This is a genomic window from Hymenobacter busanensis (genome assembly GCF_008727865.1).
Lineage (GTDB): Bacteria > Bacteroidota > Bacteroidia > Cytophagales > Hymenobacteraceae > Solirubrum > Solirubrum busanense.
The window spans coordinates 280547-305452 of the sequence record NZ_VTWU01000002.1; the positions used below are offsets into that span (position 1 = coordinate 280547).

At 62.6% G+C, this 24906-nt stretch carries 23 protein-coding genes; 11 read left to right on the forward strand and 12 right to left on the reverse strand.

What is annotated here, in order from left to right; genetic code table 11:
• Positions 1-82 precede the first annotated feature (82 nt).
• From F0P96_RS05640 to F0P96_RS20895, 3 genes are all read right to left on the reverse strand, one after another.
• A complete protein-coding gene (locus F0P96_RS05640; protein WP_151077843.1) occupies positions 83-529 on the reverse strand; it encodes a 3-oxoacyl-ACP synthase in 447 nt (148 codons plus the stop codon).
• A gap of 553 nt (positions 530-1082) precedes the next feature.
• Positions 1083-2576 (reverse strand): GH3 auxin-responsive promoter family protein, encoded by a 1494-nt coding sequence (locus tag F0P96_RS05645; protein ID WP_151077844.1) that lies wholly within the window; start codon positions 2574-2576, stop codon positions 1083-1085.
• A 40-nt stretch (positions 2577-2616) separates the two neighbouring features.
• Positions 2617-3060, reverse strand: coding sequence for a hypothetical protein (locus F0P96_RS20895; RefSeq protein ID WP_167291169.1), 444 nt, complete (start codon positions 3058-3060; stop codon positions 2617-2619).
• A 207-nt stretch (positions 3061-3267) separates the two neighbouring features.
• Between F0P96_RS20895 and F0P96_RS05650 the strand changes: the two genes are divergently transcribed.
• Together F0P96_RS05650 and F0P96_RS05655 are read left to right on the forward strand one after the other, a co-directional pair.
• Entirely contained in the window at positions 3268-3699 is a 432-nt protein-coding gene (locus F0P96_RS05650) for an OsmC family peroxiredoxin (protein ID WP_151077845.1), read from the forward strand.
• A 164-nt stretch (positions 3700-3863) separates the two neighbouring features.
• Positions 3864-4361: a hypothetical protein gene (locus F0P96_RS05655; protein WP_151077846.1), complete on the forward strand. Its 498-nt coding sequence runs from the start codon at positions 3864-3866 to the stop codon at positions 4359-4361.
• Positions 4362-4457: 96 nt separating this feature from the next.
• On the opposite strand, the gene dnaA is transcribed toward F0P96_RS05655, so the two are convergent.
• The 4 genes from dnaA to F0P96_RS05675 form a co-directional block, all read right to left on the reverse strand.
• Complete coding sequence (gene dnaA, locus F0P96_RS05660) at positions 4458-6014, reverse strand: chromosomal replication initiator protein DnaA (protein ID WP_151077847.1); 1557 nt, start codon at positions 6012-6014, stop codon at positions 4458-4460.
• A 131-nt stretch (positions 6015-6145) separates the two neighbouring features.
• Positions 6146-7075, reverse strand: a complete 930-nt coding sequence (locus F0P96_RS05665) for a bifunctional metallophosphatase/5'-nucleotidase (protein WP_151077848.1) — start codon at positions 7073-7075, stop codon at positions 6146-6148.
• Between the two features lie 85 nt (positions 7076-7160).
• Positions 7161-7922, reverse strand: coding sequence for a 5'-nucleotidase C-terminal domain-containing protein (locus F0P96_RS05670; RefSeq protein ID WP_160620422.1), 762 nt, complete (start codon positions 7920-7922; stop codon positions 7161-7163).
• A gap of 50 nt (positions 7923-7972) precedes the next feature.
• Positions 7973-9226, reverse strand: coding sequence for an outer membrane beta-barrel protein (locus F0P96_RS05675; protein ID WP_151077850.1), 1254 nt, complete (start codon positions 9224-9226; stop codon positions 7973-7975).
• 143 nt (positions 9227-9369) lie between these two features.
• On the opposite strand from F0P96_RS05675, the gene F0P96_RS05680 reads away from it, so the two are divergent.
• The 5 genes from F0P96_RS05680 to F0P96_RS05700 all read left to right on the forward strand — a co-directional run bounded on the left by F0P96_RS05680 (position 9370) and on the right by F0P96_RS05700 (position 15950).
• Entirely contained in the window at positions 9370-11193 is a 1824-nt protein-coding gene (locus F0P96_RS05680) for a methylmalonyl-CoA mutase family protein (RefSeq protein WP_151077851.1), read from the forward strand.
• A gap of 105 nt (positions 11194-11298) precedes the next feature.
• Positions 11299-13440, forward strand: coding sequence for a methylmalonyl-CoA mutase (gene scpA / locus F0P96_RS05685; RefSeq protein WP_151077852.1), 2142 nt, complete (start codon positions 11299-11301; stop codon positions 13438-13440).
• Positions 13441-13836: 396 nt separating this feature from the next.
• On the forward strand, positions 13837-14028 hold the full coding sequence (locus tag F0P96_RS21415; protein ID WP_160620420.1) for an energy transducer TonB: 192 nt from the start codon (positions 13837-13839) through the stop codon (positions 14026-14028).
• A 171-nt stretch (positions 14029-14199) separates the two neighbouring features.
• A complete protein-coding gene (locus F0P96_RS05695) occupies positions 14200-14832 on the forward strand; it encodes a hypothetical protein (protein ID WP_151077853.1) in 633 nt (210 codons plus the stop codon).
• Positions 14833-15233: 401 nt separating this feature from the next.
• Positions 15234-15950: a hypothetical protein gene (locus tag F0P96_RS05700; protein ID WP_151077854.1), complete on the forward strand. Its 717-nt coding sequence runs from the start codon at positions 15234-15236 to the stop codon at positions 15948-15950.
• Positions 15951-16016: 66 nt separating this feature from the next.
• On the opposite strand, the gene F0P96_RS05705 is transcribed toward F0P96_RS05700, so the two are convergent.
• A complete protein-coding gene (locus tag F0P96_RS05705; protein WP_151077855.1) occupies positions 16017-16439 on the reverse strand; it encodes a hypothetical protein in 423 nt (140 codons plus the stop codon).
• 351 nt (positions 16440-16790) lie between these two features.
• Positions 16791-18383 (reverse strand): ABC-F family ATP-binding cassette domain-containing protein, encoded by a 1593-nt coding sequence (locus tag F0P96_RS05710; protein WP_151077856.1) that lies wholly within the window; start codon positions 18381-18383, stop codon positions 16791-16793.
• A 741-nt stretch (positions 18384-19124) separates the two neighbouring features.
• Between F0P96_RS05710 and F0P96_RS05715 the strand changes: the two genes are divergently transcribed.
• The gene (locus tag F0P96_RS05715) at positions 19125-20090 is read left to right on the forward strand and encodes a hypothetical protein (RefSeq protein WP_151077857.1); all 966 of its coding nucleotides are present in this window, start codon (positions 19125-19127) and stop codon (positions 20088-20090) included.
• A 59-nt stretch (positions 20091-20149) separates the two neighbouring features.
• On the opposite strand, the gene F0P96_RS05720 is transcribed toward F0P96_RS05715, so the two are convergent.
• Positions 20150-20548 (reverse strand): DoxX family protein, encoded by a 399-nt coding sequence (locus F0P96_RS05720; RefSeq protein WP_151077858.1) that lies wholly within the window; start codon positions 20546-20548, stop codon positions 20150-20152.
• Between the two features lie 366 nt (positions 20549-20914).
• Here F0P96_RS05720 and F0P96_RS05725 point away from each other — a divergent pair, with 366 nt between their 5' ends.
• A complete protein-coding gene (locus tag F0P96_RS05725; RefSeq protein WP_151077859.1) occupies positions 20915-21700 on the forward strand; it encodes a hypothetical protein in 786 nt (261 codons plus the stop codon).
• Positions 21701-21823: 123 nt separating this feature from the next.
• On the forward strand, positions 21824-22558 hold the full coding sequence (locus F0P96_RS05730) for a metal-dependent hydrolase (RefSeq protein WP_151077860.1): 735 nt from the start codon (positions 21824-21826) through the stop codon (positions 22556-22558).
• A gap of 84 nt (positions 22559-22642) precedes the next feature.
• Here the strand turns inward: F0P96_RS05730 and F0P96_RS05735 are convergent, their stop codons facing one another.
• Together F0P96_RS05735 and F0P96_RS05740 are read right to left on the reverse strand one after the other, a co-directional pair.
• Positions 22643-23128 carry an ankyrin repeat domain-containing protein gene (locus tag F0P96_RS05735; RefSeq protein ID WP_151077861.1) on the reverse strand — a complete coding sequence of 162 codons (486 nt, stop codon included), beginning with the start codon at positions 23126-23128 and terminating at the stop codon, positions 22643-22645.
• A gap of 144 nt (positions 23129-23272) precedes the next feature.
• Entirely contained in the window at positions 23273-24265 is a 993-nt protein-coding gene (locus tag F0P96_RS05740) for an alpha/beta hydrolase (protein ID WP_151077862.1), read from the reverse strand.
• 177 nt (positions 24266-24442) lie between these two features.
• Between F0P96_RS05740 and F0P96_RS05745 the strand changes: the two genes are divergently transcribed.
• Complete coding sequence (locus tag F0P96_RS05745) at positions 24443-24835, forward strand: YybH family protein (protein ID WP_151077863.1); 393 nt, start codon at positions 24443-24445, stop codon at positions 24833-24835.
• Positions 24836-24906 lie beyond the last annotated feature (71 nt).

Below are 24906 nucleotides of genomic sequence, written 5' to 3' on the forward strand. Positions count from 1 at the left end.
CGGCACCGCACCGTCGCTTGCTTCTGACATCGGTTTCGCCTTGCTTACGGGCCTCTGCCAACGGTGCAGGGGTGCCGGGTGTCTACTGCACCTGTTCTACCCGTATCGGCTTGCCGTTGAACACGGCCTGCTCGCCGGCTCGCTTGCCGCTGAGCGCCGCCGCTACCGGTGCGGCGGCCGATACGGCGAAGTAATCCTGGCCCTCAACGGTGAGCTTGCCGGCGCTGATACCGAGGTAGAAGCGGCCCAGATTGGTGGTGACCAGCGCGCCGGGGTGCACTGCGTCGCAGGGCTTGGCGGGGTCGATGCGGGCCAGCTCGGCGAGCAGCTTGCGGGCTTCGGCCAGCTGCACCAGGTTCCGGTCGCGTTCGTTCTGGGCCATGGCGCGGCCGGTTTCGTACTTGTCGCCCGCGCTGCTCTTGGTTTCGGAGTTGGCCGACTCCTGGGCCGCGTTGATGGCGGCCTGGCAGGTGGCCATGCGGGCTTCTGCGTATTGCTGGCAGAGGGCGTAGAGGCGGGGTTTGATCATTTGCAGAATATGAAATAAGCCAACCGCTGTTGATCGGGCCGATCAATTCTACCACTCTATTCTGAGAAGTCCCTTCTGCACCGAGGCACACAACTGTTTTCACTGACTCTTTGTGCAAATAATGGTCTGGCAATGTGGCAAGTCAAAATCCTCCGTCGATGTCCTAATGCGCTTGTGGTACTGGAGGAAGGGATATAATAGTCGAATTTGCAATTGCATTAGTGACTGAAGAAGATGCCTGTTCCGGTAAAGGCGACCAACAAGCTTAAACATAAACCCACCAACAACGCTCGTTTAGCCTTCCTGAATACTTCAGCATTCCCGCTCAGCTTAAGCATTATGACGTGGAGCAACCACAACGCAACAGCACCTAAACTTCCAAATACCAATGCTCCAGTAAATCGAAGTAAAAAGCTGGTAACCAAAGATTCTTTCAACCTCTCGTACGTCTCTTCGGAACCTATGAAGAACATAGAGAATGCAAAGGTCAGCGCTCCAATGAGTAGCCAGCACACGAGGTTTATTGCTTTTAACATCGTGCTGTATTCCGCTGTCAAGCTCTTAGTAACCCATCCGCCAGCACTCGGTCATTGCTCAGGCGCGGCACCTTGTTCTGCCCGCCCAGCTTCCCCTGGCTCTTCATGTAGCGCTGAAACGCCCCGGCCGGCAGCGGCGTGAGTTGCAGCGGCGCGAGGATGTTGCCCCTGAGCAGGTCGTCGTAGTACACGTTGCGGCGGCGCAGGCCGGCATCGAGGGCAGCGGCGAAGGCAGCGGCATTGTGGGGCGGGCGGGCAAATTCCACGAGCCACTCGTGGCGAGAGGGCTCGGTGGCGGTGTCGCTCACGCGCGGGGCCACGGTGAATTCCACCACCTCGGCCTCGGGAAACTGCTGCAAGGCCTCGCGCAGTGTCTGCTCCACTTCCTCTCCGATGACGTGCTCCCCAAAGGCCGACAGGAAGTGCTTGATGCGGCCCGTGACGAGGACGCGGTGCGGGCGCAAACTCACGAAGCGCACGGTGTCGCCCACGGAGTAACCCCACAGCCCGGCGTTGGACGACACCACCAAGGCGTAGTTGCGGTCCAGCTCCACCTCGGCCAGGGTGAGGCGCGGTGGGTTGGGCTCGAAAAAGCGTTCGGCGGGAATGAACTCGTAGTAGATGCCCGCGTCGGCGAGCAGCAGCAGGCCGGGGTTGCCGGGCTCGTCCTGGAAGGCAAAGAAGCCCTCGGAGGCCGGAAACAGTTCCAGTGTATCCACCGGCCGGCCAATGCTGTCGAGCAGCTTGCGGCGGTAGGGCTCGAAGTTGACGCCGCCGTACACGAACAGCTGAAACTGCGGAAACACCTCCCCTACCGGCCGACCGGTGCGCTCGGTCAGGCGGTCGAAATACATCTGCACCCAGGGCGGAATGCCCGAAATGAGCGTCATCGGCTGGCCCAGCGTTTCGTCCACGATGTGGTCGAGCTTCTGCTCCCAGTCGTCGATGACGTTGGTTTGGTAGCTGGGCAGTTGGTTGCGGCGCAGGTAGCCGGGCACGTGGTGGTTGGCAATGCCCGAGAGGCGGCCGGTGTGAATGCCTGCCACCTGCTCCAGCTCGGGCGAGCCGGACAGGAAAATCAGCTTGCCGTCGAGAAACTGCGGCTTGCCGGTGCGGTGCACGTAGTGGAGCAGCGCATCCTTGGCCCCGTTGATGTGGTTGCCGATGCTGTCCTTGGTAATCGGAATGTACTTGGCGCCGGAGGTGGTACCGGAGGTTTTGGCCAGGTACAGCGGCTGACCGGGCCACAGCACGTCCCGCTCGCCCTGCTTGATGCGCTCGATGTAGGGGCTCAGGGCTTCGTAGTCGCGCACGGGCACGCGCTGCTGGAAGTCCGGCGCGGTGCGGGCGGCGGCCAGGTCATGGTCGCGGCCGAAGGCGGTGGCGGGGCCGAGACGCAGCAGCTCCTGCAACACCCGCTGCTGGGCGGCTTCGGGGTGTAGCGCCCACTTTTGGTACTGGTGGGCGACGTAGGCAGCAAGGGGGCGGCTTAGGAAGGACTTCAGGCCCATTCGGAGAGATGCGGGAAAGGCGGGAAGGTAAATGTAGCGGCTAAGGGCTTACCCGTTGCCAGCCGTTTGGGTTGAAGCGCGCGGTGTCAACGGGCTGAACAAGCTGCCACAGGCCCAACACAGGAGTAAGCTTTACGACTCTGTAAGTAGTGCTGGTGGTTACGAACAGGTTATAAGTCTGCTCTGTAATTCGGATGCTCGGATTTTCTTCAGACCTATACAAAACTCGCTTGGTTTGCCATGGTACAGCATCTTCGAAAAAGAAGCTAAGCGGCAGCACAATCAACAGCACCAACAGCCAAGCCAATGTGAGCAGTAGGAGAATACCCCTAGCTGGTGATTCGTGCTTGTTCTCTTCTCTAAGTGCAACGTGTAGCCATACAGCAAACGGGCCCACAACGCCAAATAGAATATTTCGCACTAAGTCGAATCCCCTGACTAGATAGGTGCAAGTCGTTTCGAAGGGCAGAAAACGGAATAGCACATCGGCAACCGCTAACGTTACGCCAGTCCACCCCAAAATGACAACCCAGCGTCGCCAACCCGTCCATCTATTCGCATAAGCTCTAAAAGGCATGATCTGACATCAGGTTATATATCCTGAAGAGACGCTAAGTTTAAGCAACCTCCGCCATACGCATGCGGTATTGCAAGCACATTCTTCTCTCCCAAACCCAACACCCTACCCATCATGATCAACCAACGTGGCAATGCCGTGTGGAACGGCGACAGCAAAGGCAGCGGCGAAATCACCACCCAGAGCGGCTTGGTAAAAGTCCCCTACTCCGTCGGGGCACGCTTCAACGGCGAAAAGGGCAGCAACCCCGAGGAGCTGGTAGCGGCGGCCCACGCCGCCTGCTACACCATGTTCCTGGACGTTATCCTGACCAAAGACGGCAAGCAGGTCAAGCAGCTTCGCTCCGAGTCGAAGGTGACGCTGGACACCTCGGGCGACGTGCCGCGCGTCACCAAGATTGCGCTGACTACCGAAGGCGAAGTAGAAGGCATCACGCAGGAAGAGTTTCAGCGCTACGCCGAAACGGCCAAGGAAAACTGCCCGATTTCGGCCCTGCTCAAAGGCGGCGCGGAATTGACGCTGGCTTCCGCCACGCTGAAATCGTAGACCAAAGCATATTCCGAAACGTCGTGCTGAGCGCAGTCGAAGCATCTCTACCGAACAGCAAAGCGGTAGAGATGCTTCGACTGCGCTCAGCACGACGTTCTTTTCATCTAGCACCCGCCTACAGCGGTTTTGCGTAGTTTTGCCGCCTCCCCTACCTGCTTTCTATGCCTTCATCCTATACCCGCATTGGGTTGCAGCCCGCCAACACCTCGCGCGTGCCGTTCTTTGGTCAGCTGGTTTTTGCCCTCGTGGCCATAGCCTACCCGCTGCTCTCCATCATGGGCGACCCAAACCGCACGCCCGGCGTGCTGCGCTACCTCGACTGGATGTTCCTGGTGCTGGCCGTGGTGTTTCTGCTCTACATTCTGGTGCAGAACCTGCCGCTGTTTGGCACCCAAACCTACCTCGAAATCACGCCGGCCTACCTCGTACACAAGCCCGGCCTGTTCATTGGCAAGCAGCCCTTTGCCGCCCGCGACCTGCGCGGCCTCGACCTGGAGCCGCGCCAGCTGCTGCTGCGCATGCAGGACGGCACCAGCTACTCCTTGAACCTGCGCCAGGTGCGCGGCAAGCGCCGCCGCCAGCAGCTGCGCGGCATGCTCCAAGAATTCGCCCAGCACAACAAGCTGGATTTCCGCGAGCAAACCGCCACCGAGCTTTAATTTAGAACTCAGACATAGGAACTGAGAGCTTAGAGACCGTTCCGGATGGAATCCATTCGGAACGGTCTCTAAGCTCTCAGTTCTACTTTCTACGCTCTACTTATTGCCCGTAAACTTCTTGCGCAGCTCCTGAATGGTGGCGCGGAAGGTCTTATCAGAGTCGATAAGGTCCGACACGGTTTGCACCGAGTGGATAACGGTGCTGTGGTCGCGCCCGCCGAAGTGGTAGCCGATGCTCTTGAGCGAGTGGTTGGTGTGCTCCTTGGCGAAGTACATAGCCACCTGCCGGGCCGTTACCACTTCTTTTTTGCGCGTTTTGGCCTTCAGCAAGTCCACCGGAATGCTGAAGTGCTCGGCCACGGTTTTCTGGATGAAGTCGAGGTTTACCTCGGCCTCCACGTCCTCGATGATGTGGCGCAGGGCCTGCTTGGCCATTTCCAGGTCTACCTCGCGGCGCGTGAGGCTCGACTGCGCGATGAGCGAGATGAGCACGCCTTCCAACTCGCGCACGTTGGTTTCAACGGAATAGGCAAGGTACTCCACCACCTGCGGCGGAATGTCGATGCCGTCGGCCATCATCTTGTTCTGGATGATGGCTACGCGCGTTTCGAAGTCGGGGCTCTGCAAGTCGGCCGTGAGGCCCCACTTGAAGCGGCTCAGCAGGCGTTCCTCGAAGCCTTTCAGCTCGCGCGGCGGCACGTCGGAAGTCATAATCACCTGCTTGCCGGCCTGGTGCAGGTGGTTGAAGACGTGGAAGAACATTTCCTGCGTGCGGTCTTTGCCCGCCAGGAACTGCACGTCGTCCAGAATCAGGATGTCAACCAGCAGGTAGAAGTTGCCGAAGTCCTGCACCGAGTTGTTGCGCAGGCTCTCGATGAACTGGTTGGTGAACTTCTCGGCCGATACGTAGAGCACAAACTTGCCCGGCGCGTGCTCCTTGATGTGGTTGCCGATGGCCTGCACCAGATGGGTTTTGCCCAGGCCCACGCCGCCGTAAATCATTAGCGGGTTGAACGAGGTGGTGCCCGGCTTGTTGGCCACGGCAAAACCCGCCGAGCGGGCCAGGCGGTTGCACGAGCCCTCGATGTAGTTGTTGAACGAGTAGTTCTGGTTCAGCTGCGAGTCGAGGTAGCTGCGGTCGGCCACCGAGCGCGCCTCGAAGGGGTTGCGCAGCGGTGGCGGCGGCGCCAGTGCGGCCGCGGCGGCCTGCACGTTGGCAGCTTGCCGGGCGGCGTTGTTGGTCACGCTGCCGTTGCCGGCAAACGCCGACACGGCCGGGTTCTGGTTCGAGCCCATGGGCCGCACCTGCGCCGCTGTGGGCGTGTTGGCCGGGGGCCGTTGGCTGGCGGCGCGGGCCGCCGGCAGGTTCACCGTGCGCGGCCGCGACTGTTCGTTGCCCTGGTCGACCACGATGGAGTACTCCAGCTGGCCGTCGGGGCCCAGTTCCTGCACAATGGCCTTCTTCAGCACATCGACATAGTGCTCTTCGAGCCACTCGTAGAAGAACTGGCTGGGCACCTGAATGATGAGCAGCGCCCCTTGCAGGGCCACCGGCACGATGGGCTCAAACCACGTACGGAAGCTCTGTTCCCCGACGTTGGCGCGGATCACATGCAGACAGTTGGCCCATACGGTACGGCAATCCTTCTGCATTAGTGGAGCGGCGCAAGCGGTGTGCGGTGAGGTATAACGGAGCAGGTACCAAAACGCGGGCGCGAAGCCACGGTTCGGCTAAAGGGAGACAAAAATGTGGAAAAGTCGGCAGAGCGCCAAACCCTTTTCTGCTACCCCAAAGCTGACGCATTGATACTCAACGCCCCAGCCGCAGCCACGCCCATTTTGCGCGTAGCCCGGTCGAAAGAATAGTCGATGCGCCCGAGTTTGATGCCCGACCAGCCCACTTGGTTGACCAAGGTACGATGCCCTTGCGCACCTTCCACCACGGTGGGCGTGTCGAGGAAGGTGTGGGTGTGGCCACCCAGGATCAGGTCGATGCCGGGCACGGCGGCGGCCAGCTTATGGTCGTCGACTTTGGCGCTTTCGTACTTGTAGCCGAGGTGCGAAAGGCAAATGACCAGGTCGCACTTTTCCGGGCCGCGCAGGTGCTGCACTTGCTCTTTGGCCACGGCAATGGGGTCGAGGTACTTGGTGGCGCCGAAGTTCTTATCGGCAATGAGGCCGGCCATTTCGATGCCCACGCCGAACACCCCGATGCGCACGCCCTGCTTCTCAAACACTTTGTAGGGCTGAAAACGGCCCTTCAGCGGCGTTTGGGAGAAGTCGTAGTTGGCAATGATGAACGGGAACTGCGCGTTGGGCAGCTGCTTCTGCAGGCCCTCGAGCCCGTTGTCGAAGTCGTGGTTGCCGAGGGTGGCCGCGTCGTAGCCCATCTGGCTCATGAGCTTGTATTCCAGCTCGCCGCCGAAGAAGTTGAAGTACGGCGTGCCCTGCCAGATGTCGCCCGCGTCGAGCAACAGCACGTTGGGCTGCTCCTTGCGGATGCTCTGTACCAGCGCCGCCCGTCGCGCCATGCCGCCCTGGTCGGCCCACTGCGCGCTGTTCACCGGAAACGGGTCGATGCGGGAGTGCATGTCGTTGGTGTGCAGGATGGTGAGGTGCACGGCGCTGCCCGCGGCCGACAGCACGCCGGGGCCGAGGAGGCCCAGGCCAGCGGTAGTCAGGGCAGAAGATTTGATAAAGTCGCGGCGGTTCATGGCGAAGTCGTGGTAGGGCGCGAAGCAAAGCGGCCTCAGCGCGGATGCGGGTTGATAACGGCAGTTCGGCTATATCGATGCCGGCTTATAGCACTTTCACCCGGCCTTCTGCTTTGGCTTCCACCGGCTTGCCTTCTTTGGTGAGCTGGCGGATGTGGTCGTTGATGGCCGAGCGCACCAGCACGCCGGTTTTGCGCGGCACCAAGGGCTTGAAGAAGTCCAGATGGTCGCCGCCGCCGGCCAGGTAGTCGGAAATGGCAATGGTGTAGGTGCGGCTGGGGTCGAAGGGCTTGCCGTTGATGAGGATGTCGGTGGGCTTGCCGCCCGCGGACGTGTAGGTAGCGCCCGACAAGGCCATTTTGATGGGCGCGGCGTACTCAAACATCTGCTGCACCACCGGGCCGGGGGCGTCGAGCACCACCAGCTCGTTTTCGAAGGGCATCAGCTCAAACACCGACCCCACGGTGAGGTTGCCGGCCGGCAGCTCGGCGCGCAGGCCACCGTTGGTCATGACGGCCAAATCGATGGGGGTGCCGAGGGCCGCAGTGGCGCGGGCACGCAGGATATCGGCCGTGAAGTTAGCCAGCGGCGACTCGCCGGGGTTCTTCCGAATGGCCACCGGCGCCGTACCGATAACGGTGCCCATCTGCTCCTGCACGCGCTGGCGGTAGGGCACAATCACCGCCTCGGCCTTCGGGTCGGCGGGCTGGGCGGCGGTTACGGTTTGGGCCGCGGTGGTGTCGAGCTTGGGCTGGTAGGCGCCGCGTTGGCAGGCGGAGGCCAGTGCAACTACAAGAAACCCGAGCGGAAGTGCCCGCCGAAACGGGGCCGTCGAAAACAACTGCATGGGAGGCGAAAAGGGAAAGTAGTCGACAAAGATACGCCGCTGCCGGTGCGCTACTGGCCCGCGTGCTGCCCGAACCGATAGCCCAACACCAGCTGCAAGGCGTGGGGCGAGGCGTTGGTTCCGGTGAAGCTGGAAATGGCATCGACCCATTCGTAGCGCACTTCCGCTTCCAGCTGATGGCCGCCAACTGGCACAGCCAGCCCCAACGCGCCCAGCGCCCCGTAGGCTACCGTCCGCGGGTCAATCAGTTCGGGGTCGTTGGTCTCAGAAACGGGAAAACCGGGCCGGGTTGATACGCTGTGATAGTTGCTGGAAGTTTGGAATTGCGTCGAAATCAGCACCCCGGCCTGAACGAACGGCTGCAGTTTGGAATTGCCCAGGCTGTAGCGCAGGGAAATGGGCAGGCGCACAAACTGCGCTTTGTAGCGGGCTGTGGCCTGGCTCGGATAGCCAATGTAGAGTCCGCTCGCACCTCCTTCAAACTGCTTTTCCACGTCGATGGAAGTCCAGTAAGCTTCGAGCCCCACAGCTAGGCGCGGCCCGAACCGCGCCGGATGCACGAGGATGCCCGCGCCCACCATCGGCCGCATGCCGGTCTTGAACGTTTGTCCTTGCAAACGCCCCTCGCCAAAGCTCAGGGAGCTTTGCTGACCGCCTGCAAACACCCGGAAAGTGGTGGTTTTTTGCGGCGGAATGACGGCGGCAGCGGCGCCGAGCGTTACGCAGGCGTTGTACTTCGTAATCAGTCGGGCCAGCTCCGTGTCGGTGTAGCCCACGCGCTCGATGAGGGGTTCCACGGCCGGGCAACCGCTCAGAATCTGTTGCAGCTGGGTGCGGTAGCGGGTATCCTGCACGCGGCCACGCTGCAGCTGCCCGCCCACCATCCGCTCCACGGTGGTGTCGCGCTTCAGCAGCTCAATCAGGCTTGGGGCCGCCGGAGCCGCTACGTAGAACCGTACGCGGTCCTGGGCATCGGTGAACGAGTACAGCCCAACGGCGCCGCGCACCAGCTGCAGCACAAACACCGGCACGCCACTCACCGGCTGGCTCTCGAACCGAGGGCCCTTGAATAAGCCGTAGCCTCGCAGGCCGCTGGGTTTGTACTGCTGCGTGGTGCCGTTTTGCCGGAATTCCACTTGCTGGGCATTGTAGCGGTAGCCCCGGAAATCGACTTCGCCGCGCAGGGTGTCGCCGGCCAGGGGCACCACGTAGCCGGGCCGGAAAGTGCCTTGGCCCTGGGCAGCCCCGGAAATGAGTATAAACAGCAGGACTAGCTGACGGAATGGAGGTATGCGTAGGGGCATTCGAACAGGAAATTGTGACTGGAACAGCCGACAAAGGTAAGGCGGCATTCCGTCATCGTTCTTCACCGGCCAGAATACCCGCATTGCGCCAAACTGCGGTATCTTTCGGCCGCGCCGCCCTCCCCGCGCGCCTCGTCTGCTCTATGTCCGATTCGCCCCGCTCTGCCCCCGTCTCGTTTTCCGAATTTGAGCCGCTGACCACCGCCGCCTGGCAGGAGCGCATACGGCGCGACCTGAAAGGTGCCGACCCGGCCGATTTGCGCTGGGACACCCGCGAAGGCCTCACGCTTGAACCGTTTTACCACCGCGAGGCGCTGGCCGCCCTCGGCGAGGCCCCGACCCCGCTGGTTCGGCCCGGCCGCCAGGCCGCGCCCAATGCCTGGCGCAACGTGCCCACCTTGCTGGTGCCCGCCGGCCACGACGGCCGGGCGGCCATCGACCACGCGGCCCGCGCCTTGCAGAACGGTGCCGACGGCGTGCACTTCGAGCTGACCGAGCCGGAGCGCTTTGACCTAGAGTACCTAGCCACTACCCTCCCGCTGAACAGCCTCGTGCTGGGCTTCACGGTGGCCCGCCAGCCCGAAGAGTTTGTGCACCGCTTGCTCGCGGCAGCAGCGCAGCTGCAGCTGAAGGGATTTCTGCGGTTTGCGCCGGGCCAGGGCCTCTCGCCCGACGACTACGCCCACCAAACCCAGGGGCTGCAGCGCTGCCTGCAGCTCACGCGCCACTGGCCGGAGTTTTTCCCGCTGTCGGTCAACAGCAGCTTTTTCGGCAACCGCGGCGCAACGGCCGTACAGGAGCTGGCCTACTCGCTGGGCGTGGCCGTGTCGTTTTTCAGCAACCTGGTTTCCGAAGACCAGGACGTGGACGCGACGGCCGTGGCCTCGGCGCTGCACTTCCACGTGAGCGTGGGGCCGAGCTACTTCACTGAAATGGCCAAGCTGCGCGCCCTGCGTCGGCTGTGGGCCACCTTGCTGCACGCCTACGGCGTACATCCCGAAGTAGCCGCCACGCTGCGCATTCACGCCAGCACGTCGTCGTGGACGCAAACCACGCTCGACCCGCACACCAACCTGCTGCGCGTGACCACCGAGGCCATGAGCGCGGTGCTGGGCGGGGCCGACTCGGTTTCCGTGACGCCCTTCGACAGCCTCTACGCCGAGCCCAACGAATTTTCGGCCCGCATTGCCCGCAACGTGCCGGTGATTCTGCGCGAAGAAGCCCATCTGGATAAAGTAGCTGACCCCGCCGCCGGCTCTTACTACATCGAGACGCTGACCGACCAGCTGGCCAAGGAAGCCTGGGCACTGTTTCAGCAGACGGAAGCGGCTGGGGGCTTTTTGGTGGCCCGCGGCAAGGCCATGGAAAGCATCCGGCTGGCCAACATGGAGCAGTTCCGGCGCATTGCCACCGGCGAGCAGGTTATTGTGGGCACCAACCTTTTTCAGAACCTGCACGAGCAGTTCAGCTTCGACCCCAAGAAGCTGCTGCGCAGCCGGCAGTTCGATACCGCGCGGGCGGCCTACCCCTCGGAAGTGCTGCGGCTGGCCACGGCCATGCACTTCATCCGCAAGGAGCAGAAGCGCAAAAAGGCCGCCGTGGTGTTGCTCGGCACCGATACCATTCAGCAGATCTACGACTCGTTTGTGCGCCTGCTGCCCGCCGACCAGCGCCCGGCCATGACCGAGGTGCCCGCCCGCGGCGACCTGTCGCTGCTCTTCTCGTCGGCCGAGGAAGCCACGCTCATGTCGGCCAAGCCCGAGCAGTTCCAGCAGTTCGCCGACTTCATCCGCAACCGCCCCGACGACAGCGAAGACGACGGCGCCCAAATGCAGAACGAAGCGCCCGTGCTCCTGGCCTGCGACCTGCCCACCATGCAGGACGCCGTGAAGTACTTCGGCTTCCGCGAGTTCACCGTGTCGGGCTACAGCACCGACGACGTGCTGGCCCGCCTGCAAGGACGCTAGCCGTTCCACCTGACAATGATTATGAACGTCATGCTTCGACTGCGCTCAGCATGACGGCCACAAGGCCTTTTAGCCAGCGGCCCGCCGCAGCCCCAGCCATTCCCCATGAAACCCGACTTCGCCCATATTCCCTACGACGCGGCTCCGCTGCCTGCGCTACCCGCCAAACCGGCCAGCAGCGCCACGCCCGAAGGCATTGAGCTGAAAGGCCACTACACCGCCCACGATGTGGCCCACCTCGACCACCTCGGTTTTGGGGCGGGGCAGGCGCCGTACTTGCGCGGGCCGTACGCCACGATGTACGTGCAGAACCCCTGGACCATCCGGCAGTACGCGGGCTTCTCCACAGCCGAGGCCAGCAACGCCTTCTACCGCCGCAACCTCGCCGGCGGGCAGAAGGGCCTTTCGGTGGCCTTCGACCTGGCTACCCACCGCGGCTACGACTCCGACCACCCGCGCGTGGTGGGCGACGTGGGCAAGGCGGGCGTAGCCATCGACTCGGTGGAGGACATGAAGGTGCTCTTCGACCAGATTCCGCTCGACCAGATGTCGGTGTCGATGACCATGAACGGGGCGGTGCTGCCCATTATGGCCTTCTACATTGTGGCGGCCGAGGAGCAGGGCGTGCTGCCCGAAAAGCTGGCGGGCACCATTCAGAACGACATTCTGAAGGAGTTCATGGTGCGCAACACCTACATCTACCCGCCTGAGCCGTCGATGCGCATCATTGCCGACATCTTCAGCTACACGGCGCAGCGGATGCCTAAGTTCAACTCCATCAGCATCTCGGGCTACCACATGCAGGAGGCCGGCGCCACCGCCGATTTGGAGCTGGCTTACACCCTGGCCGACGGCGTGGAGTACGTGCGCGCCGGGCTGAAAGCGGGCATGACCATCGACCAGTTCGCGCCTCGCCTGTCCTTCTTCTGGGCCATCGGCATGAACCACTTCATGGAAATTGCCAAGATGCGCGCTGGTCGCCTGCTCTGGGCCAAGCTCATCAAGCAGTTCGGGGCCGAAAACCCCAAGTCGCTGGCGCTGCGCACGCACTGCCAGACCTCGGGCTATTCGCTCACCGAGCAGGACCCATTCAACAACGTCACGCGCACCTGCGTGGAGGCGCTGGCCGCGGCCCTCGGCGGCACCCAGAGCTTGCACACCAACGCCCTGGACGAGGCCATTGCCCTGCCCACCGACTTCTCGGCCCGCATTGCCCGCAACACCCAGCTGTATCTGCAGCACGAGACTGACATTACCCGGGCAGTGGACCCCTGGGGCGGCTCCTACTACGTGGAAACGCTCACCCACGAGCTGGCCGACAAGGCCTGGGCGCTGATTCAGGAAGTGGAGGAACTGGGCGGCATGGCCAAAGCCATCGAAACCGGGCTGCCCAAGCTGCGCATCGAGGAAGCCGCCGCCCGCAAGCAGGCCCGTATCGATGCCGGCAAGGAGGTGATTGTGGGCGTGAACCGCTACCGCCTCTCCGACGAGGAAGCGGCCCGCGAAGACCAGATTGAAATCCTCGACATCGACAACGCCGCCGTGCGCGAGTCGCAGATTGCGCGCCTCAACCAACTGCGCGCCGAGCGCGACGCCACCGCCGTGCAGCAGGCCCTGGCGGCCCTGACCGAGGCCGCCCGCTCGGGCGCGGCCAACCTGCTCGACCTGGCCGTGCAGGCCGCCCGCCTGCGCGCTACCCTCGGCGAAATCTCCGACGCGCTGGAAGCCGTGTACGGCCGCCACCAGGCCACCATCCGCACCGTCTCGGGCGTGTATTCTGCCGAAATGGACTACGACCAGGAATTTGCCAAGGCCCGCCAGCTGGCCGACGAGTTCAGCCAGAAGGAAGGCCGCCGCCCCCGCCTGATGGTGGCCAAAATGGGCCAGGACGGCCACGACCGCGGCGCCAAGGTCATTGCCACATCCTTCGCCGACGTGGGCTTCGACGTGGACATTGCCCCACTGTTTCAGACGCCCGAGGAAGTAGCCCGCCAGGCCGCCGAAAACGACGTGCACGTCGTGGGCGTGTCGTCGCTGGCGGCCGGCCACAAAACCCTGGTGCCCCAGCTCATCGGGGAGTTGGCCAAGCTCGGCCGCGAAGACATTCTCGTCATTGCCGGCGGTGTCATCCCGGCCCAGGACTACGCCTTCCTCTACGAGGCCGGCGTAACCGGCATCTACGGCCCCGGCACCGTCATTGCCGTAGCCGCGCAGGAGATTCTGCAGAAGCTCTCAGCACATGTTTAGTACAATGTCACCCCTTGAACAGGTACCTAAGAGACTGGTGGGTTTACTAGAGTAATGAAAAAGCTGCTACTCTTGGTGTCTTTTTTTATGATTGCGGGGCAAGTGCCTGCGCAGGTGAGGAAGGGTCATCCAACTAAGAAAATCAGCACATCCACACGCCGGACGAATGCTGCCATTGCCCCTGCCGATTCTCAAGGTCGAGCCTCAGTTGATCTTGATGAAGCCCAAGCAGGCCCGCCTTGTGGGGTCCCGTGCCCGGCTTTCAACCCTAGCGAAGACATTGTTTAGATCTTTGTAGAAAAGCATCCGGTTCCTCCGGGTGGCTTTGAGGCTTACAGAAAAGCTCTTTTAAATGCGGTACGAGTACCAGTTGAAAAGCCTCTTTTGAAGGGAAATGTGTTTGTAAATTTTGTGGTCGACAAAAAGGGAAAGCTCACGGATATGGAAGTCGTCAAGGGTCTTTCTCCTGAATACAATGCCGAAGCAGTGCGAGTAGTACAGTTGTTTCAGCCGTGGACTCCCGGTTTCCAGAACGGGCAAGCCGTGCGGGTTATGCATACGATTATGGTGCCTTTCCCTCCCAAATAGTCACATCCAAGCCTTGTGGGGTTTTCTCCGTCTGCGTCATTTAACCGGCCCGCCACCCCAGCGGGCCGACTTCGTTTCTTCCCTTTCGCTTCTTCTGTCGCTTAAGCAGCCACAGCAGCGCGGGGCGGATAAGGCTAATCCTTCTAATCCTTCATTTGCATCTACAGCAAAATGAAATACCAACTCTGGCTACGCTCTAAACCGGAAGCTTCAGTAGAAGAGAAGCATAAAAGCCTGATAACTGCTCTGCAGAGCTTAGAAGAACCCTGGCGGCTGCACGGGGCTGACTTTCCTACACCAGAATTTGGGAGTGACCTATATGCCAGCTTTTCCTTCCATAAATGTCTATCCAAAGGCATAAGGGGCCACGTTTTCTACAGGTATCGGAACATGCTGGCTGATACTTCAGGCCATGACGATTACCTGTATTTTGAATTCAATGCAAGGAAGATTGACTTCAGATACATAGTCGACTCTGTATTACCAGCACTTATCCGCTCCTTCAATGCATACTATGGGTATCTGGCAATTGAAGAGTTGATATATGTTGATTTCAACAAGAGCAGGCACAGGGATTATAGGAAAGAGTTAGTCAGATTTTATCCCGTCTTCTTCATGAGCGACGAACTATGCACAAAAGCATTAGGATTTACGGCGCGTTCTGTGAAGGCGAAGCTTGAAAACACCCCAACGAAAACCGAACTACTTAACGACGGCATACTGCTGATAAGCAGCTATTCTCCGCTTACTGTAGCAGAATCCGCCCGGGTTGATACAGCTTTGAATTCGTTGTTGTGCGCATAGTTAATACCACCATATCAACCATTATTTCCTACTGATTACCTCAGTCGCTCGAGCAGCCGCAGCAGCGCGGGGCGGGTGGGCAGTAGCGGCCGTTACTCGTCCAGTAATGCGTTTCGGTTGGCCAGTAGAGGATCTTAGGTGCCCAGTAGTTCATTTCGGTCGGCCAGTAGTCGGCTCAAGCAGGACAGTAATGGGTGTCGGATGCCCAGTAGTCCATTTCGGGCGGCCAGTAGTCGGTTTCGGGTGGGCAGTAGAAGGTTTTGGGCCGCCAGTAGTCCGTTTCGGTCGGCCAGTAAAGCGTTTCGCTCGATTTTGGCGGTTGCGGGCGATATAGGGAGCTTGTTTAATCTATACATTCCTATACCTTATCGGCATTGTTCAACTACTTACCCCACTCATTTATGGAGCCTACCGAGTCGACCCGCCGCTTATTTACCGAGTCCGATGCCGCCATGCGCAGCCGCATGCGCACAATGCACGGCCATTACCTTACCGATGCGGCCGCGTTTGCCGCCTTCAACCCCGCGCTGGGCGGCACCTTCGGGGCCGACTGGCTAACCGCCATCGACACGGCCGACCTGGCGCCCAACGTGGACGCGCGCCGCGGCGAGCTGCGCGAAGACACCGCCGCCGTGGGCTCGGGCATGGAGCAGGCCAAGCGCGTGGCCCAGCAAGTGTTCTACTACGTGGAGCAGGCCTTTCCCAAGAACAAAGGCCGCCTGAGCCAGTACGGCAAGGACCGCTACGCCAAAGCGGCCACCGACTCCGAAGAAATGCGCCTGCTGCTCGACATGGCCGCCCAGGCCGCCGAGCGCGACAAAACCGAGCTGGCAGCCCACGGCTTCGGCCCCCAGCAGCTGGCCGACCTCAAAGCCCTGGCCACCCGCCTCGACGCAGTGGACACGGCCCAGGAAATGCAGAAAGGCACCAACCAGGAAGGCACCGACGACTACGTGCGCCTCCAGAACGCGGCCTTCGGCTTCGGCCAGCAGCTCAACAAAGCCGCCAAGCTGGCCTTTGCCGCCGATGCCACCAAGCGCCAGCTCTACCGCCTCTCCGACGCCGACCCGGACGCCGCGGCGCGACCGGGCAAAAGCCCGCAGCCGCCCACCGCGTAGCGTAACGCAACCGGCCCGTCCTTCCAGGCGGGCCGGTTTGTTTGTGGGTGGCCCCGCGGCCACGGGCTAGGCCTGCTGCTTGAGCCAGGCGGCGGCCGTGGCTTCGTCGTCGCAGAACTGGTAGGCCACAAACTGGCTGTGCGAGGTAGAAAGGACCGACTTGGAGGCCAGACGCGCAAAGACGTCGGTGGGCAGCAGGATGGCCGCGTAGCGGTAGGGGCCCTCCCCCACGGCTTTGGGCAGCCACACGTCGGTAACCCAGGCGGTTTCGTCGGCGGTGAAGGGCGCCATGTCGCGCTGGTCGGCCAGCAGCTTGCTCCAAGTGCGCAGGCGCAGCAGCTGGTCGAGGTGAGTGAGTACGGCCTGGAAATCGGCGAGCTGCCGGCTGCCGGGCTTCCATTTCACCACGGCAAAGCCGCCGGGGTGCTCGGCTACGCGGCCGGCCGCGTTGTCGAAATACGCGCGCTGCGAGGTAGAGGTAGACAACATAGAGTAGAGGTGGTGTAGGAGCAGGTACCCAAAGTACGCACAGCCGCGCCGCCCGGCACCCTCCGGGCCGGTTTTTCTCTTGCTTCTGCTGACGGTCATGCTGAAAAGGGCTGGGAGGCAACGGCGGACGACCCGCGTTGCCAGAACGTCATGCAGAGCGCAGCGAAGCATCTCGCGTGTTTAGTTGGGGTTGCCAACTGACATCAGCACGCGAGATGCTTCGCTTACGCTCTGCATGACGGCCTGAAGGGAGCAGACGAAGCGGTAGAGCTGCTTGGCTGCGCCGACCTTCGGTTCGACAAGCTCTGCATGACGGGCTGGGTTACTTGGCGGCGGACTGCACGGCGGGCTTTAGGGGAGGGTGATGGTGGCGGCCACGCCGATTTCGTCGACGAAGTGCTGGTCGTGGGAGATGAGCAGGATGGTGCCGCGGAAGTCCTTCACCGCTTCGGTGAGTACCTGCTGGCTGCGCAGGTCGAGGTTGTTGGTGGGCTCGTCGAGGATGAGCAGGTCGGGGGCGTTGTTGCGCACGGTGAGGCAGCAGAGCAGCAGCTTCATCTTTTCGCCGCCGCTCAGGCCCTCACACCTCCGGTCCCACCCGTCGCGCGGAAACTGGTGGTAGTGCAGCACCGTTTTCAGCTCGTGCTCCAGCAGCCCACGGGAGTTGAAGTGCTGAATCTGCTCAAACACGGTCCGCTCGTTGTCGATGAGCGAGTAGCCCTGGTCGATGTAGAAGTACTCGAAGTCGGCCCGCGCAACGGTGCCGGCCGACGGGGCGAGCTGGCCGGTCAGGAGCCGGAGCAAGGTGGTCTTGCCCGCGCCGTTGGGGCCCGCCAGGCGCACCCGGTCGCCGGAGCGCAGCTGCAGCGTGAGCGGCTGCGGCCACAGCGGCCGGGGGCCGTAGCCCACGTTGACGGCCTGGGCCTCCACCAATACCTTGCCCCGGTGCAAGTCCGACTGCGTCAGGTCGATTTTCAGGGCGTGTTGCTCCCGCAACTGCGCCCGGAGCTGCTGCACGCGGTCGGTCAGGCCGCTCAGCTTCTCGCTCTGCACTTCCTTCAGGTGGGCCGAGCTTTGCTCGGCCTGCCGCTTGAGGTTGCCGGCCACAATGCGCGGCAGGCCTTTTTTGTGCTGGCCGGCCTTGCCGCGGGCTTCCAGCTTGTGGCGCTGCTCGGCCAGCTCGCGCGCCTTTTGCTGGGCCTGGTGCAGGGTTTTGTGGCTGTCGTCGAGCTGGGCCTGCAGCGCCGCCAGCTGGCCGTCTTTTTGGGCGCGGTAGAAATCGTAGTTGCCGCCGTAGGCCTCCACGGCGGTGGGGGTCAGTTCCAGCGTGGGCTCGAGCAGATTAAGCAGGGCCCGGTCGTGGCTTACCACCAGCAGGGTGGCCGGGCTGCGCCGGATGAAGTCGTAGAGCAGGCCGCGGCTCTCGGTGTCGAGGTGGTTGGAGGGCTCGTCGAGCAGCACGATGCCGGGCGTTTGCACCAGCACCCCGGCCAGGAACACCTTGGTTTTTTCGCCGCCGCTCAGTGCGCCCAGAGGCTGCGTGAGCGGCACATGCTGCAGGTGCCAGAAGGCCAGCGCCGCCTGCACGCGCTCCTCCACGCCCCAGTCGTCGTCGAGGCAGGCGAAATGCGCGGGCGCGGCGTTGCCGCCGAGAATAGCCGCCAGGGCCTGCAGCTTGGCCTCGATGCCCAGGGCTTGCGCCAGCGTGTAGTCGTCGTACTGGCCCAGGTGCTGCGGCACGTAGTACGGCGGCTCGGCCAGCGTGGCGCTACCGGCGGTGGGCTGCAGGTGCCCGGCAATGAGCTGGAGCAGGGTCGATTTGCCCACACCGTTGTGGCCGACTAGCGAGGCTTTGCTGCCGGCAGCAAGGGCCAGGTGCAGGTCCCGAAACAGCACTTCGCCGTCGGGGTGGGTATAGGAAAGCGCGTTGAGTACGATACTCATACAGGGAAGTCGGAAGAGAGTGGGATGCTGCGCACGCCTCTGACCTCGTCTGTTGGACGAGGAGGCTGCGGGAGCAGAAATTTTGGAATAGCCACCAACGAGCAACGGCACGCACCTACCGGACAAGCGGCAGAGACTGAAACCCAGCGTGGCGGACTTATAGCTCACCACGCCCTGAAACGCAGCTGGAGGCTGGGGTCGGTGCTTGGTGGCCGGACGTGGTTGGTTCGTTGGCTAGCCCGGTGTGCCGGGCTGCCTTTGGGAAAGCGGCGCTGGCGCTAATGCTTCGCAGCACGGCCGGGGAAGAGAATTACATGCAAGCTGAGTTGAGGCAGCCCCCCCGCATGCGGGGCACTGCACAAGTGGGCAATTTCATGGTCAGCTCATTCCGCAGCGGCGGAAACGGGGCTGACGCGCCATCGGCTTGTTTGCTCAGATGCTTTCCATTGGGATAGTGCTTGGCTTATCCGGGTGCAAGTATACGCAAAGGCCGGAAGTACAGCCGCCATTGCCATCTGACACAGGACACAAGTGGTCAAGCCATTGGCGGTACACAGGCACCTCAAAACGTTGAAATCAGCTTGGATCAGGAGGGCTGCTGGCGGAAACGTGGCCCTCCCTGCGCGCCCAGCCAAACTGCATTTGGCAGCGGCAGCACATGTATATGTGAGGCCCTGAATTTGGTCGATGGTGCACCGAGGCGCTACGTTTGGGGCGGCCAACTTCGCCGCCCCAAACGCCATGAAAAACACCATCTGGGCATTGCTCGCGGCCCTGTGCCTCTGGCTGGCCGTGCCGGCCCAGGCCGCTCCGCGCGCCGCAACCGATACGCTGTTGCGCATTGCGGCCAACCCGGCCAAGGGCTTCAACTACCCTTACTTCCTGCTGGTGCCCAAACGCACGCCCCGCAACGCGCCGGTGTACCTGATGGTGGAGCCCAACAACACCGGCGCCCTGAACGACACGCTGGCCGTGCACGAGCGGGCGGCACGCATTGCCATTGGTGGTCCGAAGGCGGGACTGTCGCGCCCCCTGGCCCGCGAAATCGGCGTGCCGCTGCTCACGCCGGTGTTTCCGCGCCCGGCCACACAATGGCAGATCTACACCCACGCCCTCGACAAAGATGCCATTCACGCCACCGGCGACCTGGCCCGGCTCGACGTGCAGCTGCTGCGCATGATTGACGACGCCCGCCAGCAGCTGCGCACCCTGCAGGTGCAGGCCCACGAGCAGGTGCTGCTCAACGGCTTTTCGGCCTCGGCTACGTTCGTCAACCGCTTTACGGTGCTGCACCCCGAGCGCGTGCGGGCCGTGGCCGGCGGCGGGCTCAACGGCCTGCTGATGCTGCCGGTGGCCAAGGTGCAAGGGGCCGCCCTGCCCTACCCCCTCGGCCTGGCCGACTACCGGGAGCTAACCGGCCACAAGCTCAACCTGCGCCAGTACCAGGCCGTGCCGCAGTTCTTCTACATGGGCGCCCTCGACGACAACGACGCCGCCGCCTTCGACGACGCCTACGACACGGCCGAGCGGGCCCTCATTTACCAGCACCTGGGCCAGCAGATGCAGCCCACCCGCTGGGCCTACTGCCAGCAGGTGTACCGCGACCATAAAATCAACGCCCGGTTCCAGACCTATCCGCACATCGGCCACGGCACCGACATGGTCATTTTCAACGAGCTGAAAGCCTTTTTCCTGGCCCAGCTATAGGCCCGCGGGATAAAGCGGGCAGTTGGTGGCCGTCGAAGTATTGGTGTAGCCACATCGGCTCAGGCGGTACCCGCGCGGTGACGCAGGCTGTCGAGACTCCACGGCCCTGGGCCCTGGAAGAAAATGTAGAGAAACACGAAGCAAAACAGCACGGCTGGTTCGCCGCTGTTGAGCAGCGGCAGCGGGTGCTGGGGCACGTGAGCCATGAAGTAGGCCACGGCCATTTCGCCGCTGGCCAGGAAAGCCGCCACCCGCGCAAACAACCCCACGGCTACCAGCAGACCGCCCACGAGTTCGATAATCCCGGCCACGCCCATATGGGAAGCCAGCTCCACGGTCGGCTTGTCGCCGGGGAAGCCCAGCAGTTTCTGGCTGCCGTGCAGGGCAAAGAGTACCCCTACCACGATGCGGAGCAGGGCGTAGATGTAGGGTGCGTAGCGGCTGAGCGAGGCGTTCATGGCGCAAACGGTGAAGTGACCAGAAGTAGACTGAAGGTTTAACGCGGCCCTTCCGACCCAGGTTGGGTGTCCGCCGAAAGGCGCTACTGCCCTGCCTCCTGCCCAACTCTGCTTAGGCGCATCAACCGCTTGCCTGGCCTCCGCTCCTACTCAACACGGTTTCGCGGCGGCTTCCCATACTCATTACTGCTTCTGTGGCAAGCTGTTTTTATGCAGGCCAGCGCATCCTGGCCCGATTTTCTCCGTCCCGACGGCCCTTGGTGTTCTACCCTATCGGTCCGGTACATGGTGCATTCTTTACTTCTCGTGTTGGGGCTGTGGCAGCCCGTAGCCCCTCTCGCTGCCGCCGACTCCCTGTCCCGCCCCTTGCTGCGACGTTGGACCTGGTACGGCGGCCCGTTGGTGGGCTTGGCCCGGCCGTCGATGAAGATTGAAAACAACTTTCCCTACGCGAGCTACGCGGGCGGGCAGCTCGTGGAGCCGGCGTATCTGCTGGGCCAGAATGTAGATGCCCGCTTGCGGCCCTTGGGCGGCTTGCAACTGGGGCTGGAGTCGCCGGAGCGGCGCTGGGCTCTGCACACCGAAGGCACGGTGCGGCAGTTCGGCGGCTATCGGCAGCAGTTTGCCACCGGCTACGCGGCCTTCCCTACCAAAACGTACTCCATGAATGCCGCTGCCGTGGCCTTCACCCTGGGCGGGCGCTACCAGCTGCCGCTGCGGCAGGTGCGCGTATTTGTTGGTGCGGGCTGGAGTATTACCCGGTGGTACGGCGTGCGTTCGGGCGTGCAATACGATGGTGTGATGAGCCGCGAGCTGGAAGGCATTGTGCTGCCGGCCAGCGGCTCGTTCATGCAGGGCCTCGCCCCCGGCTCCGTCGACCAACGAGTAGCGCAGCCTTACTTTCCGCATGCCGGCGGACCGTACGCCGAAGCCGGCGCGCACTACCGCCGCTGGACGTTGGCCCTGGGCTACCGCCGTACCCGCGCCCACACCTTCGACGACCCCAGTTCGGCCGCCTTTCGGCAGCAAAGCCGCCAAACCGGCGAGTTGATGGGATTCAAAACCGCGTTTGGGTACTACGCCACGCCGCGCACCAGCTACCTCACCGTCGGCTGGCGGCTGTTTGACTCCCGGCACGTGCCGGAACTGTAGCGCCGCTGGGCGCAATAGCTGAATTACAGTCCTTGCGCAGCGTGCCGCCCCCGATGAGGTTTGGTGGGGAGGCAATCGGCTTTGCTACCTTCGGCCGCCAGTTCTTATCAGATTCAGCCTTAGATGCCCGCCACCACGCAGCTGCAGTTTCTCGGCCACGCCGCTTTCCGCCTCATTTCGCCCGAGGGCAAGATTATTCTCATCGACCCCTGGTTTACCAACAACCCCTTCGTGCCGGAGCACCTCTGGCAGCCGGAGCAGGCCGACCTCGTGCTCATTACCCACGGCCACGACGACCATTTCGACCCCGAGCTGCCCGGCCTGCTGGCCCGCACCGGAGCCGTGTGCGTGGCCCAGGCACAGGTGCGCTTCTACCTCTACGAGCAAGGGGTGCCCACCGCGCAGTTTGAGCCCCTCAACAAAGGCGGCGCCGTAGAAATCCAAGGTGTCGAAATTACCATGACGCTGGCTTTCCACGCTTCCCACATCGACCTGCCCGACGGTACCGCCGGCCACGCGCACGAAGGTGTCGGCTTCATCCTGCGTTTCTCCGACGGCGCGGTGATATATGCCGCCGGCGACACGGCCCTGTTCGGCGACATGCGGCTGCTGGCCGAGCTCTACCAGCCCACCGTGGCCCTGCTACCCATTGGTGGGCGCTACACCATGGGGCCACGCGAGGCCGCCCACGCCGCTCGGCTGCTGCGCGTCTCCCACGTGGTACCCTTTCACTATGGCACCTACCCCGCCCTCACCGGCACACCCGACGAGTTGCGGGCCCACCTTGCCCCAACCGACGGCGTGACGGTGCATGCGCTGAAAGCCGGTGAAATGCTGCCCCTGGAAAAGCGGCAATAAGCTTCCTAAGGCTTACCTACAACGAACCTGGCCCGCCTTCAGCAGCTGAAAGCAGGCACGTCTTTTTTCAGCAAAATCTGCGGCTTATTGGGGCAGCACCTTCAGGGCTTCTTCGTTGCCTTGCTGAATGGCGAGGTCGTACGCCGAGAGGCCGCGCACGTCGCGGATGGCGGTATCGGCGCCGGCATCGAGGAGCACGGGCAGGATGTCGTGCCGGCCGAAGAGCGTGGCAAACATGAGCGCCGTGCCGCCGTTGCCGTTTTGCAGGTTCAGGTCGGCACCGTGGTCGATGAGGGCCTGTGCCACCTCGGGGTAGCCCTTGAAGCTGACGCCCATCAGGGCGGTGTTGCCGGCGGCGTCCTGCACGTTGGGGTCGGCACCGGCTTCGAGCAGGGCATACGTGGCGTCGAGGTGGCCGTCGTAAGCGGCTACGATGAGCGGGGTAAAGCCCTTGCCGTTCTGAATGTTCACGTCGATGCCCCCGTCGAGCAGCTCTTTCAGGTAGGCAACATTGCCGCGGCGGGCGGCATCAAACAGCAGGTCTTCGGGGCGGGAGGAAGAAAAATCCATTGAGTACAGAAGGATGGGGTCTACATAACCGCTGGAACCTGCCCTTGGTTGAAGGGACGCGCCAACGCATTAAAATCAACTGTGCAAGCATACGATTTTCTCTCCTTCCATCCGCCCCGGTTTTGTAGCGGCCGGCGGCATCCGTCAGTCGTTTTGTAGGGCGGTAGTAGCCGGCAACACCTTGCCCAGCCACTGAAACATTTGCCGGTACACCTCGGCCCGCACCGCCGGGCGCGACAGCACCAAGTCGTGCATACCGCCCTCGATGGCGCATACCGTTACGTGCGGCCCCAAGCGCGGCGCCAGCGTGCGAATATGCTCGACGTTCAGCACGGCGTCGGCTTCGAAAAACTCGTCGTTGAGGGGGTGGTAGCGCCGCACAGTGCGGGCCGAGTGCAGCACCAGTACCGGCTGGGCCACGTGCAGCCCCCGCGCCACGGCGCGGTGCCCCGCGGCAATGGCCCGCAGCCAGCCCATGGTAATGGGAAATACCTCGATGGGTTTCCAGGGCAGATGGTATTCCCACTCGCCCTGAAAATTGCGGTGCAGGCTTTGGCCGTAGGATTCCGGCAGCTTTCCGGGCAGAAACACATTGGGCAGCGCCCGCCCCAGTGCGGCTACCACCGGCACGCCGATATGCCGCAACAGCCACGGCTGGTTCATGGCAAAAAACGGGCTGTTGAGCACCAATGCCGCCAAGGCGTCACGCCGGGCGCCGACCTCGGCATACAAGGCACCGATAAGGCCGCCGGTCGAATGCGCGTTCAGCACCACGGTTTGGTGGCCTTCGCGCTGAATGGTGGCCAGGGCGGCGTCGAGGTCGGGAAAGTACTCGTGCAGGTTGCGCACATTGTTGGGGCGCTGGTGCGGGAGCAGGGAGCGGCCGTATTTGCGCAGGTCGAGGGCGTAGAACCGGTAGCCGTGGGCGGCCCACTGCTCGGCTAGCTCGCGCTGGAAAAAGTAGTCGGAGAAGCCGTGCACGTAGAGCACTGCCCGGTCGGGCAGTGGGCCGGCTGCCTGGTGGCGCACCAGCGTGCAGCACACCGCGCCTTCGTAGTCGGTGGGCTGCGCAATGGTCAGTTGCTCAAAGTCGGGCCCGAGTACGTCGGGGCGGTAGGAAGAAGCGGAAGCAGGCATGGCAAAACGAAACTGACGGATAGTGTACGCCGGGCGGCCCGCTGGCAGTTATTTCCGAGCACAACCGGGTCAAATATCCGCCCTGGGAGTGTTGCAAACGGGCTAAAATCTAATACCTTGACCTGCGCGGCCCTGCGCGGCTGCTGGTTTCTTCTTTTCCCCAAACTCCGTACGCTCATGCACGCTCCCACCGACACCATCGTGGACGAAATCCGGCAGATCAACGCTCGGTTTGAGAATACCTTCAGCCGCGGCGACGCCTCCGGCATGGCCAGCCTCTACACCGCCGAAGGCATGCTGCTGCCCGCCGGCAGCGACGCCGTGCAGGGCCAGGCCGCCATTGGCAGCTACTGGCAGCAGGTGATGAACCAGGGCTTCTCCCGGGTAGAGCTGCACACGGTGGAAGTCGACCACGTGGGCCGCGATGCGGCCGTGGAGCTGGGCACCTACCACATGCGCGACGCCGCCAACCAAGTGCTCGACCAAGGCAAATACATTGTCGTCTGGAAGCAGGAAGATGGCGAATGGAAGCTGCAGCGCGACATCTGGAACAGTAATTCTGCCCAATAGCCTCCGAAAACGGCTGGTCTGTATACCGACAATAAAAAGGCCCCGCTACCAAGCGGGGCCTTTTGGTTATG